The organism is Streptobacillus canis, from assembly GCF_009733925.1.
Lineage (GTDB): Bacteria > Fusobacteriota > Fusobacteriia > Fusobacteriales > Leptotrichiaceae > Streptobacillus > Streptobacillus canis.
This window is the reverse complement of sequence record NZ_WOEI01000019.1, coordinates 1-13,660: the sequence shown is the minus strand read 5'-3', so window position 1 is coordinate 13,660 and position 13,660 is coordinate 1. Positions and strand designations below refer to the sequence as shown.

Annotated in this window: 10 protein-coding genes; 9 read left to right on the top strand and 1 reads right to left on the bottom strand. The window is 28.2% G+C overall.

Going from position 1 to position 13,660, the window contains the following annotated elements:
- Nucleotides 1-16 precede the first annotated feature (16 nt).
- From galE to GM111_RS05645, 3 genes are read left to right on the top strand one after another with little or no spacing between them, the layout of a single operon-like run.
- A complete protein-coding gene (gene galE / locus GM111_RS05655) occupies nucleotides 17-997 on the top strand; it encodes a UDP-glucose 4-epimerase GalE (protein WP_156299997.1) in 981 nt (326 codons plus the stop codon).
- Nucleotides 998-1,005: 8 nt separating this feature from the next.
- Entirely contained in the window at nucleotides 1,006-2,559 is a 1,554-nt protein-coding gene (locus GM111_RS05650) for a UDP-glucose--hexose-1-phosphate uridylyltransferase (RefSeq protein ID WP_156299995.1), read from the top strand.
- A gap of 20 nt (nucleotides 2,560-2,579) precedes the next feature.
- Complete coding sequence (locus tag GM111_RS05645) at nucleotides 2,580-3,947, top strand: cation:dicarboxylate symporter family transporter (protein WP_156299992.1); 1,368 nt, start codon at nucleotides 2,580-2,582, stop codon at nucleotides 3,945-3,947.
- 45 nt (nucleotides 3,948-3,992) lie between these two features.
- Here GM111_RS05645 and gpmA read toward each other — a convergent pair whose 3' ends face one another.
- Nucleotides 3,993-4,682: a 2,3-diphosphoglycerate-dependent phosphoglycerate mutase gene (gene gpmA, locus GM111_RS05640; protein ID WP_156299990.1), complete on the bottom strand. Its 690-nt coding sequence runs from the start codon at nucleotides 4,680-4,682 to the stop codon at nucleotides 3,993-3,995.
- A 274-nt stretch (nucleotides 4,683-4,956) separates the two neighbouring features.
- Between gpmA and pflB the strand changes: the two genes are divergently transcribed.
- The 6 genes from pflB to GM111_RS05610 all read left to right on the top strand — a co-directional run.
- Nucleotides 4,957-7,194 carry a formate C-acetyltransferase gene (gene pflB, locus GM111_RS05635; RefSeq protein ID WP_156299988.1) on the top strand — a complete coding sequence of 746 codons (2,238 nt, stop codon included), beginning with the start codon at nucleotides 4,957-4,959 and terminating at the stop codon, nucleotides 7,192-7,194.
- 90 nt (nucleotides 7,195-7,284) lie between these two features.
- Nucleotides 7,285-8,493, top strand: a complete 1,209-nt coding sequence (gene pepT / locus GM111_RS05630) for a peptidase T (RefSeq protein ID WP_156299986.1) — start codon at nucleotides 7,285-7,287, stop codon at nucleotides 8,491-8,493.
- Nucleotides 8,483-9,667: an alpha/beta hydrolase fold domain-containing protein gene (locus GM111_RS05625; RefSeq protein WP_156299984.1), complete on the top strand. Its 1,185-nt coding sequence runs from the start codon at nucleotides 8,483-8,485 to the stop codon at nucleotides 9,665-9,667. Before pepT ends, GM111_RS05625 begins: the two co-directional genes overlap by 11 nt.
- A 157-nt stretch (nucleotides 9,668-9,824) precedes the next feature.
- The gene (locus GM111_RS05620) at nucleotides 9,825-11,837 is read left to right on the top strand and encodes a hypothetical protein (RefSeq protein ID WP_156299982.1); all 2,013 of its coding nucleotides are present in this window, start codon (nucleotides 9,825-9,827) and stop codon (nucleotides 11,835-11,837) included.
- A gap of 92 nt (nucleotides 11,838-11,929) precedes the next feature.
- Complete coding sequence (locus GM111_RS05615) at nucleotides 11,930-13,453, top strand: hypothetical protein (RefSeq protein WP_156299980.1); 1,524 nt, start codon at nucleotides 11,930-11,932, stop codon at nucleotides 13,451-13,453.
- An 83-nt stretch (nucleotides 13,454-13,536) separates the two neighbouring features.
- A partial coding sequence (locus tag GM111_RS05610) for a GTP-binding protein (protein ID WP_231479751.1) occupies nucleotides 13,537-13,660 on the top strand: 124 nt, incomplete at its 3' end.

Below are 13,660 nucleotides of genomic sequence, written 5' to 3'. Positions count from 1 at the left end.
GTAGGAGGACATTTTAATGAAAAATGTATTAGTAATAGGTGGAGCAGGATATATTGGTTCACATACAGTAAAATTACTTAAACAAGAAGGATACAATGTAATTATTTATGATAATTTATCTAAAGGACATAAAGAAGTTGCAGATATTTTAGACGTTAAATTAATTATTGGAGATTTAGGAGATAGAGCTAAATTAAAAGAAGTTTTTGAAACAGAAAAAATTGATATAGTTATGCACTTTGCAGCATTTATTGAAGTAGGAGAATCAGTAATTGATCCTGGTAAATATTATGAAAATAATGTTGGAAAAGTAATAAATCTTTTAAATCAAATGGTAGAATCAAATGTTAAAAATTTTGTATTTAGTTCAACAGCAGCAACATTTGGTGAACCTCAAGCTGAAAAAATTAATGAATTACATCCTCAAAATCCTATTAACCCATATGGAAGTTCAAAAAGAATGGTTGAAATCATTCTTAAAGATTTTGAAAAAGCATATGGCTTAAAATCAGTTATTTTAAGATACTTTAATGCTGCAGGTGCAGATATGGATGGTTTAATAGGAGAAGCACATTCTCCAGAAACGCATTTAATACCAGTAATCTTAGAAGCTGCGATAGGTAAGAGAGAATGTATTAAAATATTTGGGACAGATTATGACACAGAAGATGGAACATGTATTAGAGACTACATACACGTATATGATTTAGCAAAAGCACATATTATGGGTATGGAAAAAATGTTTAACGAAAATGTTTCATTAGAATATAACTTAGGAAATGGTAAAGGGTTCTCAGTAAGATCTATAATAGATACTGTTAAGAAAGTAACTAAAAAAGAATTTAGTGTTGTTGAAGCTGAAAGACGTGCAGGAGATCCGGCATTACTAATTGCAGATCCAACTAAATTAATGACAGAATTAAAATGGACATCTGAATATAGTTTAGATGATATAATAAATTCAGCATGGCGTTGGGAACAAAATAGAAAATACTAGGAGAATAGATGAATATATATAAAGAAATTGAGAAAATAATTCAATTTGGTCTTTTAAATGAAATGGTAGAACCTATAGATGAAATTTTAGTAAGAAATAAAGTTTTAGAAGTTTTAGATATAGAAGACTACCCTGAATTTACATTAGAAGAAAAAGAAGAATTAAGAAAAGAAGTTGAAAAAGTAGAGTATCCAACTGAAATATTAGATAATATTACAAAATGGGCTGGAAAAAATGGTAAATTAAAAGAAGATATATTAGTTTTTCATGATTTATTAAATTCTAAAATAATGGGACAAATTTTACCAAGAACTTCAGTTATTGCTAATGAATTTTGGAATAGATATAACAAAGAAAAAAGTTCTGCAACAGACTATTTCTATAGTTTATCTAAAAAAAGTAACTATATTAGAACAGATAGAATTGCTAAGAATGTAAGCTATATTTATGAAAGTAAATATGGTCCGTTAGAAATAACTATAAATTTATCTAAGCCAGAAAAAGATCCAAAAGAAATTGCTCTTGCAAGAAATTCTGCAACGTCTTCATATCCTAAATCTTTATTATGTAAAGAAAATGAAGGATATATGGGAAGAATAAATCATCCAGGTAGACAAAATCACAGAATATTAAAATTAAATCTTACAAATGAAGATTGGTTTTTCCAATATTCACCATATATATACTACAATGAACATTCTATAGTATTTTCAAGTACAGTTAGACCTATGAAAATAGATAAAGGTACTTTTGAAAGACTAACAGAATTTGTTGAGGTATTTCCACATTACTTTATAGGATCAAATGCAGATTTACCTATAGTAGGTGGATCTATATTATCTCATGATCATTTCCAAGCAGGTAAACATAAATTTGCTATGGAGATGGCTGAAATTTCAAGTAAAGTAAGTTTTGAAAACTATCCTGAGGTTGAAGCTGGTATAGTTAACTGGCCTTTATCAGTACTTAGATTAAATGTTAAGAGAGAAGATAGAGAAAAATTACTTGAATTAGCTGATAAAGTTTTACAAGAATGGATTAATCATAGTGATTATGAAAATGATATACTATCTCACAGTGATGGAGTTAGACATAATACAATAACACCTATTGCTAGAATAAAAGGAGATAGAGTAGAACTTGATTTAGTTTTAAGAAATAATAGAACTACAGACGAATTTCCGTTAGGAATATTCCATCCACATGAAGAACATCACTCAATTAAAAAAGAAAATATAGGATTAATTGAGGTTATGGGTCTTGCAGTATTACCTGGAAGACTAAAACATGAAATGGAAGAGTTAGATCAACTATTAATGAGCTTAAGAAATGTAGAGGATGTATTAGATATTATGAAAGAAAATACAGATTTACAAAAACACATTAATTGGGTTAGAGATAACTTCACAAATGAGATGTTAAAAGATGACTACTTCTTAGATGGATTAATTGAAAAAACTATAGGAAAAACATTTGAAAAAGTGCTAGAAGACTGTGGTGTATTTAAAAATAATGAAGTAGGAAGAAAGGGATTCATACAGTTCTTGAGTAAAGTTAAGTAAGATATGAATATGGTAATAAAATGATAAATGTAATAATAAATGTAATAATATTCGCAGGAGTATTATTCATTTTAAATAGACTTGCAGCTAAACGTTATTCATTCTCAACAAGAGTGTTTGTTGCTTTAGGTTTAGGTCTATTATTTGGGCTAGTTTTACAAAATGTCCAAGATATGGAAACAATAACAAAATCAAAAGAATATTTTGAAGTAGTAAGTAAGGGATATATTGCTTTATTAAAAATGATAACAATGCCACTAATATTAGTGTCAATAATTTCGGCAATTATTAACCTTAATAATACACAAGAAGCTTCTAAAATGGGAAGTTTAGTTATAGGAGTTTTATTAACTACTGCAGCTATAGCTTCACTTGTTGCAGAAGTTGTAACTTTAGGATTTAATTTAGATGCATCTGGTATATTAAGTACTGGAGCAGGAGAAAAAGAATTAAAAGCTATTGAAAGAGTAAATGAAAGAGCAGGAGCTGTAGTACAAACACTTGCTGATAAAGTATTATCATTTATTCCTTCAAATCCATTTGCAGATTTAACAGGTTCAAGACCAACTTCAACAATTGCTGTAGTTGTGTTTTCAATGTTTGTAGGTATTGCAATACTTGGAATGAAAAAGAAAAAACCTGAATCAGCAAATATTTTAATAGACTTTATTAATGCAAGTCATGATGTAGTTATTAGAATGGTAAAAATGGTATTAAGACTTACACCTTATGGTGTATTTGCTTTAATGACTATATTTGCTTCAACTAGTAATTTTGCAGAAATTGGAGTATTAGTTAAGTTTGTAATAGTATCATATGTAGCTTTAGGATTAATGTTTGTAATTCATTTAATAATAGTAGCATTATTTGGATTCTCACCAATTATATACTTAAAGAAAGCTATGACAGTATTAATATTTGCGTTTACTTCTAGAACAAGTGCTGGAGCAATTCCTTTAACAACTAAAGCACAAGAAGATATGGGAATAGATAGAGGAATAGCAAACATCGCAGCAACATTTGGAACTTCAATAGGTCAAAATGGATGCGCATCTATTTATCCAACTATGCTTGCAATAATTCTTGCTCCAACATTAGGAATTAATCCTTTTGATCCATTATTCTTAGTAAGAGTAATAGTTATAGTAACTATAAGTTCACTAGGGGTAGTTGGAGTAGGTGGAGGAGCAACATTTGCTGCTATCATAGTACTTTCAACTTTAGGATTCCCAATTGAGATTGTTGGGTTATTAATTACAGTTGAACCTTTAATTGATATGGGAAGAACAGCTTTAAATGTTAATGGGTCTATAGTTGCAGGACTTGTAACTGGTAAGATATTAAATAAAGTTGATAAAGGACAATTTGATAAATTAGAAACAGAATAAAATGTATAAAAAAATGGAGATCTTTAAAATCTCCATTTTTATTTACTAGAATAATTCAGGTGCTGAAAGTATTTCTAAGTTTTCGTTAATTTCAAATACTAATGGTTTACCAGTTGGTAAGTTTAAGTCAAGTATTTTAACATCATCAATGTTTAATAAATATTTGATTAATGATCTTAAGCTGTTTCCATGCGCAACAACTATTACATCTTTACCAGCTTTAATTTCTTTTGAAATGTTTGATTCCCAGTAAGGTAATACTCTTGCTATAGTATCTTTTAAGCTTTCTCCTCTTGGGCATTCAGCTTCAGGTATATCTTTATATCTAGCTTGGAATCTTGGGTAGTTAACTTCATCAGTTAATTCAACATGAGGAGGTGCTACATCGAAGCTTCTTCTCCAGATATGTACTTGTTCTTCACCATATTGTTTAGCTGTTTCAGCTTTGTTTAAACCTTGTAAAGCACCGTAGTGTCTTTCATTTAATCTCCAAGATTTGTATACTGGTAAATATAATTGATCAATTTCTTCTAAAATGTAGTTAAGAGTTTTGTTAGCTCTTTTTTGGTAAGAAGTGAAAGCAACATCAAATGTGTAACCTAATTCTTTTAAAGCTTGTCCACCTTTTTTAGCTTCTTCTACTCCTTTTTCAGTTAAATCTACATCTATCCAACCTGTAAATCTATTTTGTAAATTCCATTCACTTTCACCGTGACGTACTAATACTAATTTCATTAATATTCCTCCTAAATTTCTAAATATATGTTTATTATACAATATAGTGAAAAAAAAATCAATTTTTATTATCTAAATTTCATATTGTGAAATATGTTAGAAAATTATTTTATATTGTGAAAAATATATTAATTAAAAAACAACGTTTTTACTACTCTTTGAATATGTAGCCTAAAATATATTAGTAAAAAAACTTTTTTTTTATTGAAATATATTTGTTTTAGTATTACAATTAAGATGTAAATAGAAAAACAATTTTGAAAGGAATGAGATTATGGAAGCTTGGAGAGGATTTAAAGAAGGTAACTGGATGAAAGAAATCAACATAAGTGAATTCATCCAATTAAACTACACTGAGTATACTGGAGATGACAGTTTCTTAGAAGGGCCAACTGAGGCTACAACAGAATTATGGAACAAATTAAAACCAAAATTAGCAATTGAAAGAGAAAAAGGTATTTACAATGCTGAAACTAAAATACCATCTCAAATAGATGCTTATGGACCTGGTTACATTGACAAAGATTTAGAAAAAATCGTAGGGGTACAAACAGATGAACCTTTAAAAAGAGCTATCTTCCCTAACGGTGGATTAAGAATGGTTGAAAATTCATTAGAAGCATTTGGATATAAATTAGATCCAGCAACTAGAGATATTTTCTCTAAATATAGAAAAACTCATAACGACGGAGTTTTCTCAGCTTATACTGATGCAATCAGAAAAGCAAGAAAAACAGGGGTTGTAACAGGATTACCTGATGCATACGGAAGAGGACGTATAATAGGAGATTACAGAAGGGTTGCTTTATACGGAGTAGACTTCTTAATTGAAGAAAGAACTAAAGATTGGAATGAATTAACTCCAACAGAAATGACTGAAGATGTAATCAGACAAAGAGAAGAAATTTTCGAACAAGTTAAATCACTTAAAGCATTAAAGAGAATGGCTGAAAGCTATGGTTATGACATTTCTAAACCAGCTACAACAGCTCAAGAAGCTATTCAATGGACTTACTTTGCATACTTAGGAGCTACTAAAGATCAAAATGGAGCAGCTATGAGTATAGGAAGAACTTCTACTTTCTTAGATATCTTCATTGAAAGAGACTTAAGAGAAGGAAGAATTACAGAAAAAGAAGCACAAGAAATGATAGATCACTTCGTTATGAAATTAAGAATAATTAGATTCTTAAGAACACCTGAATATGATGCATTATTCTCTGGAGATCCAGTATGGGTAACTGAATCAATCGGTGGTATGACAGTTGATGGATCTAAATCATTAGTAACTAAAAACTCATTCAGAATTTTAAATACATTATATAACTTAGGACCAGCACCAGAACCAAACTTAACAGTATTATGGGCTCAAGACTTACCATTAAACTGGAAAAAATTCTGTGCTAGAGTATCAATAGATACATCTTCATTACAATATGAAAATGATGACTTAATGAAACCATCATTTGGAGATGACTATGGTATCGCATGTTGCGTTTCTCCTATGACTATAGGAAGACAAATGCAATTTTTCGGAGCGAGAGTAAACTTACCTAAAGCATTATTATATGCTATCAACGGTGGTAAAGATGAAAAACAAAAAATACAAGTAACTCCAGAAGGAATGTTTGAACCAATTAAAGGAGACTACTTAGTATTTGATGAAGTTTGGGAAAAATATGATAAAGTATTAGATTGGTTAGCTCAAACTTACGTGCAAGCATTAAACATCATTCACTACATGCACGACAAATATTCATATGAATCATTTGAAATGGCATTACATGATAAAAACATTAAGAGAACACAAGCATTTGGAATAGCAGGATTATCAATTGTAGCAGATTCATTAGCAGCTATTAAAAATGGTAAAGTAAGAATTATAAGAGATGAAGAAGGAGATGCAGTTGACTATGTTAACGAAGGTGACGATTATGTACCATTCGGAAACAATGATGATGCAACAGATGATTTCGCAGTAGAAATTACTAAGATCTTCATGAACAAAATTAGAAAACACCAAATGTATAGAAACGCAATACCTACTCAATCAGTATTAACAATTACTTCAAACGTTGTATACGGTAAGAAAACAGGAAACACTCCTGATGGAAGAAGAGCTGGAGCACCATTTGGTCCAGGAGCAAACCCTATGCACGGAAGAGACGTTAACGGAGCAGTTGCTTCATTAGCATCAGTTGCAAAAATACCGTTTGAACATGCAAATGACGGAATTTCTTATACATTCGCTATAACACCTGAAACTTTAGGTAAAGAAGATGACGAAATGAGAACTAACTTAGTTGGATTATTAGATGGATACTTCGGAGCTACAGGTCAACACTTAAACGTTAACGTATTTGGTAGAGACTTATTAGAAGATGCTATGGAACATCCAGAAAAATATCCTCAATTAACTATAAGAGTATCAGGATATGCAGTTAACTTCGTTAAATTAACTAAAGAACAACAATTAGACGTTATAAACAGAACAATATCTACTAAGATGTAATAGATGAGAAAAAGAGCTTAGGCTCTTTTTTTCTTGCTTAAATACTACATTTATGATAATATTTATATATCAAAAAAAAGGAGAAAAGATATGTTAGAGAGATTTAAAAGATATGTAAAATTTGAAACTAGATCAGATGAAAAATCTACAACTATACCTTCAACACCATCTCAATATGAGTTTGCAAAAATGTTAGTTGAAGATTTAAAGGAAATAGGACTAGAAAATATATATATTAATGATTTTTGTTTTGTAAATGCAACATTACCTTCAAATTTAGATAGAGAAGTACCAACTATAGGATTTATATCACATATTGATACAGCTGATTTTGAAGCTAGAAATATTAAACCAAATGTAGTGGAAAATTATGATGGAAATGATATAGTACTTAATGAAAAATTAGGTAAAGTTATGTCACCTAAGGATTTTCCAAATTTAAAAAATTATGTTGGAAAAACATTAATTACAACTGATGGAACTACATTACTTGGTGCAGATGACAAAGCAGGAATAGTAGAAATCATTGAAGCAGTTAAATTTTTAAAAGAACATCCAGAAATACCTCATGGTACAGTAAAAGTTGCTTTTGGTCCAGATGAAGAAATAGGAAAAGGTGCAGATAACTTTAATGTAGATGAATTTAAAGCTGATTTTGCATACACTATGGATGGTGGAGAATTAGGAGAACTACAATATGAAAGTTTTAATGCTGCTCAAATTACATATACTATTAATGGGGTAAGTGTACATCCAGGAACAGCTAAAGATAAAATGATAAATGCTAATACTATTGCAGCAGAACTTGCAATGATGTTCCCTGAAAAAGAAGTGCCTGAACATACTTCAGGATATGAAGGATTCTATTTATTACATAATATGGAAGCTAGAATAGAACTTGCAACTTTAACATATATTATTAGAGATTTTGATAAGGCTAAATTCTTAGAAAGAAAAGCTTTCTGTGAAGATATAGCAAGAAGAATTAATGAAAAATATGGACAAGTAGTTACGTACAAAATGCATGATCAATATTATAACATGGGAGATATAATTAAAGATCATATGGAATGTGTAAATATTGCAGAACAAGCAATGAAAAACTTAGATATTAAACCTAGAATAATACCTATACGTGGAGGAACAGATGGATCTAAAATTTCATACATGGGACTTCCAACGCCAAATATCTTTGTTGGAGGAGAAAACTTCCATGGAGAATATGAATTTTCTTGCTTAGAAGATATGATGAAAGCAAGAGATGTAATAATAGAAATTGTGAAGTTAAATGCTAAATAAAATATTTAAGAGTATTATAGGTTTAATAGGATTATTATTTGTGTTATCTTGTTCAAATGTAGAACTTCCAGAAAATGTTTCAGTAAAATCTAAAGCTTATTCAATGCTTGCATATAACCTGTCTCCAAAAGTGGATAGAGATTCAATGTATGCTCTACTTACTTCTGTAGGTTTAGAAATTGAAGATTATGTAATTCCTGAAGAATATGACTTTAGAGTTTATGATGAAGAAGGGACAAGAATAGAACAATATTATATTAAAAATAATGCAGAAAAGAAACTTATTATAGTAGGTAATGGAGGATCATTTTTAAATCCATATAAGATAGCTAGAAGAAATTTTTATTTAAATTTTGCTAAAAAACTTTCAGGATTTGATGTGATGATAGTAGATTATCATATGGGTTATCAACATAGATTCCCTATACAAAATCAAGATTTCTTAAATGCATATAGATTAGCTCTAAAAATGGGATATTCGCATAATGAGATAGTGTTTGTTGGAGATAGTTCAGGAGGTAATATAGTTACAACTTCAACTATATATTTAAGAGATAATAAGCTACCTCTTCCAGCTGGAATATTTTTAATGTCACCATTTTTAGATGCAACAAATAAGGTTGAAAGTAGAACTAGAAATAAATCGAAAGATGTATTATTTGGTAACCCATATAATTTGGAAAATAGAATTAAAATGATGGATAATATACCATATTTTATAGCAGAAAAAGACAAGACGTTAAGGTATATTTCACCAGTATATGCAAAAGATTTAAAAGGGTTTCCTAAAACATTAATTCATGTTTCTGATTACGAAATATTACAAGATGATTCAGTAATTTTTTATAAGAATTTAAAAAATAGTGGAGTGGATGTAACTTTAGTTGAATATCCAGGTCAACTACATGTTTTTCAATTTTTAGGAATAAAAGAAGCTTATGAATCATTAGACAAAGGTGCACAATTTTTTGATAAAGCAACAAAAAATAAGAAAAATGTTAAATTAGACAAAAAAACTATAGAAAAAATTAGATTTAATGTAGATACAGAAAAATATACAGAAGAAGAGATAAAAGAAATCTTTAAAAAACTTGATATTAATATTGAACAATTAATTGAATTTGAAAAACATAATTATAAAACAAGCAATAGAAATTATTTAAATAATAAGTAAAATAGAGTTTATAAGGAAAAACTAAGAAAAAAATAATAAAAAATATAAGAAAAATATTTCAAAATCAATTTTTTACTTGACAAAATCAAGATTTGAAGGTAAAATTGAGTAGGGTTATAAATAATAAAATAAATAATGAAAATTAGGAGGATATGAAATGAAAAAAACATTATTAGGAGTTCTAGCGTTAACTTCAGTAGCTTCATTTGCTAATGTTACTGGTTATGTTAAATCAGACTCAAAAGCAGAAGTGAAATCAGAAGATATTACATCAACTGCTAATCCAGTAGTATATACTTATGATTTATCAACTAAATTAGATTTAGGATTATTCTTAGATGCAAATAAAGATACGTTTGTATTTGCAGGTGGAGAGTTAAAAGGAAAAGCAGTGGCAGATTCTTTAGAAACTCCAGGATATTTAGGTGTTAGATATGATGGTAAAGTTACAGAAAATTCAAACATGTCTTTAACAGGAGCATATAGAATTAAAGATGCAAATGTTAAAGATGCTATTATTGAACATTTAAAAGCAAAAAAAATATGGAATGATAAAGCATCAGATGATGATAAAAATGCTTTATTAAGAGAACAAGGATATTCTTTTGATAAAGATGATACATTATTATTATCAGGAGTAGGAAATGGAAAATATGATAATATAAATTATAGATTAGGGATGATTTATACTACTAAAGATTTTGCTAATGGTACTCATAAATTAGAATCATTTGTTAAAGCTGATACTAAATTAGAAAAATTCGATGTAGCAGCTGAATTAACTCACAAATTAGGAAACTTTAAAACAAATACTTATAATGGTACAGAAATAAAAGATGATGTTCAAAAAGCTACCTTAGTAACAGGAGGAAACTTAAAAGGAGAAGTTAAAGTTTCATCTGATAGATTAGTTAAAGACTTATCATTAGAATCTAAAGCACACTTTAATTTAGGAACTGTATTACCATTTGCTGATGCACAAGTAGTAAATGTAGGATTAGAAAACAAAGCAGTATACAAAGGTGTAAAAGGATTAGAATTAACAGGAAAATTAAACTATGGAGCAGATGTTGTATCTAAATATGATCCTACTCCAGCGCAAGTTGGAAATATGACTCATACTCCAGAAGCTTTTGTTGGTGTTAAATATATTGGTAAAAACTTCATGGTAAGTACAGAAAATACTGATAAAGTAACAGTTAAACATGACTTTGCTACTAAACCAGTGGTTTCTAAATTAGATAACTTCTTTAAAACAGATAATAAATTAGAAGTTAAACCTGTTGAAATGTTAACATTAAGAGCAAGAGCATTCAATATTTTATCATCTAAAGATTTAAAAGTTACAAATACTGCAGCACATACTAATTCATTTGTAGGTGCTTTAGGTCATACTTTAAGTCCAAAATTAGGGAAAGTTGTATTCACTCATAATTTAGATGTAGCTTACAGATTAGAAAATTTAAATGTAACTGACTTAAAAGCTGTAACATTAAAAGATCATGAATTATTTGCATGGACAACTAATAAATTAACTTATGCTGTAACAGATGCAATTAGTTTAGAAGGAAACTTAAATGTTCATACTTACAACAAAATAGGTGTTAAACCTGAATTATTAAATACATTTACATTTGTTGAAGGTTCAGGAAAAGTTGCTTATAAACATGGAAGAGTAGACTTCTCACAAGAATTAATTGGTAAATTTAAACATGGTAAATCAACTTCTGAAGCTAAATTATGGGCTGCAGAAACTGATTCTAAATTAAACTATCAAGTTACTCCAAATATCCAAATTAACTCTGGATTAAACTTATATGCAACAAATAAATTTGTTAAAGCTCAACATGTTGGAGCAGTTAAATTTATTGAATCTCAAGGATTACATGAAGATAAATTCTTAAAATGGGGAGATTACCTAAAAGAAGTTAAAATTGGAGATAACAAAATTGAAAAAAATATAGCTGATGAAAAAGCTGATTTATTCAATAATACAAACATCCACTTTGTTGTTAAACCTATGTTAGGTGTTACAATGAAATTCTTAGATAATAAGTTAACAGTTAAACCAGCTGTTGAAGCAAAAGTTATATTTAGAGGTGTGAGACCTGATTTTGCACCAGCTAAATTTGATACTAAAGGTACTTTAAACGTAGAATATGTTTGGTAATTAATATGAGAAAAGAGCTTAGGCTCTTTTTTTTTGCAAAAATTTTATTTTAGGTGTATAATTAAAAATAAGAATTAAGTTGAGGAGGAATAATGAATAAACTAATTTTTGGAATAGTTTCATTTTTATCTATGGTATCTTTTTCACAAAATGTTACTGTAAATATAAATGGAGGAGTTGATTATGTATTAAATGATGATGCTAAAGGTAATGGTGGCTTAAATTTTAAATATGAACAACCAGATTTAATTTTAGGAGCTAACTATAATTATGTAGATAATTTTGAAGCTTTTATTAAAGGTGAAAAAAATATAAATAATCTAAACATATCAGGAAAATTGGAGTATGATTTAACTGATAATGATAGTTATACTGTCAAAATAGGGCACATACTTGAACCAATTAAAGATAAGTTTGAAGATGGAGGAAGTCTTTATGGTGAATTAAATATCGATTATTCAAGATATTCTTCAAAAATATATGCAAATTTAGCAAATATGAAAAAAGGGATATTCAAATTAGGGGCAGAGAATGCAGCTAAGTATAAAGATGTAACGATAGAAGTTAATTATGATCTAGATATAGCTAAAAATATATTTGTAGAACATAGACCGGGGATAAGAGTAGACTATGTAGGAAAAATTGGAAATTTAGAATTTAAAACTGAAAATAAAGATTATATTAAAATAAATCATTTAAAAAATAAAATACATAATATAGGGAATTTACTTAAAACAGATAATAATTTAAAATACTCAAAAGATTTTTATAATATTGATTTAAGGGTTATTAATATATTAGATTCAGATGAATTAAATAATACTTATCATGAAGAAGCTATTAATTCATTTGCAACAAGTTTAGGATATGGAATTAAGTATAAAGGTTTAGAACATAGTTTGAATTTAGGATATAGGCTTGATGGATTAGATGTAAGATATATATATAATATAAATAAAAATAATATAGATCATGATATTTTTGTATGGAGTAAAAATAAATATAGTTATGATGTTAATAAAAATCTTGGATTAGAAGTAAATGCAGATGTATTTTCTTTGAGTAAAGTAAATATAGAAACCGATGCATTTGTAGATGCAAATATTAATTTATCATATAATAAAGATGATATTAAAATTAAACAAAAATTAGGGACTGGAGTTAAAATACCTACAAAAGATTTTATAATTGAATCAAAAACTGAAGTAGATTATCTAATTAGCCCAAGTATAAAATTAGAAAGTGGATTAGATTTTGATTTTAGAACGAAATATTTAAAAAATGAATATTTAGGATTTAAGAAAATGGTAGAAAATTTAGGACTTGTAGATGATAAATTTTATGATGATCATATATTATATTTTCGGGCTACTAAAATAGGAAATGAAAGTATTATTGAAAGTATGGAAAATGAGATATCTGAATTAGGGGGATATCATGATTCTATTTATTTCACTATGAATCCTAAAATAGCATTAAATATGAAATTTATATCGAATAGTTTATTAGTTAGACCATCTCTTGAAAGTAAAATAGTATTTAGTGGAGATAAAAATAAATTTAACTATAAAAAACTAGGTGTTAAAGGAAATCTAAAACTAGAATATCTATGGTAATTATATTTGACTTTATAATGTATAAATGGTATAATAAGTGAGATAAAATAAAACAAATAAATAATAAAAAAATGGAGGAAAAAATGGCAAAACAAAAGTTTGAAAGAAGTAAACCACACGTAAACGTTGGAACAATAGGACACGTAGATCACGGTAAAACAACAACAACAGCAGCTATTTCAAAAGTATTAGCATCAAAAGGATTAG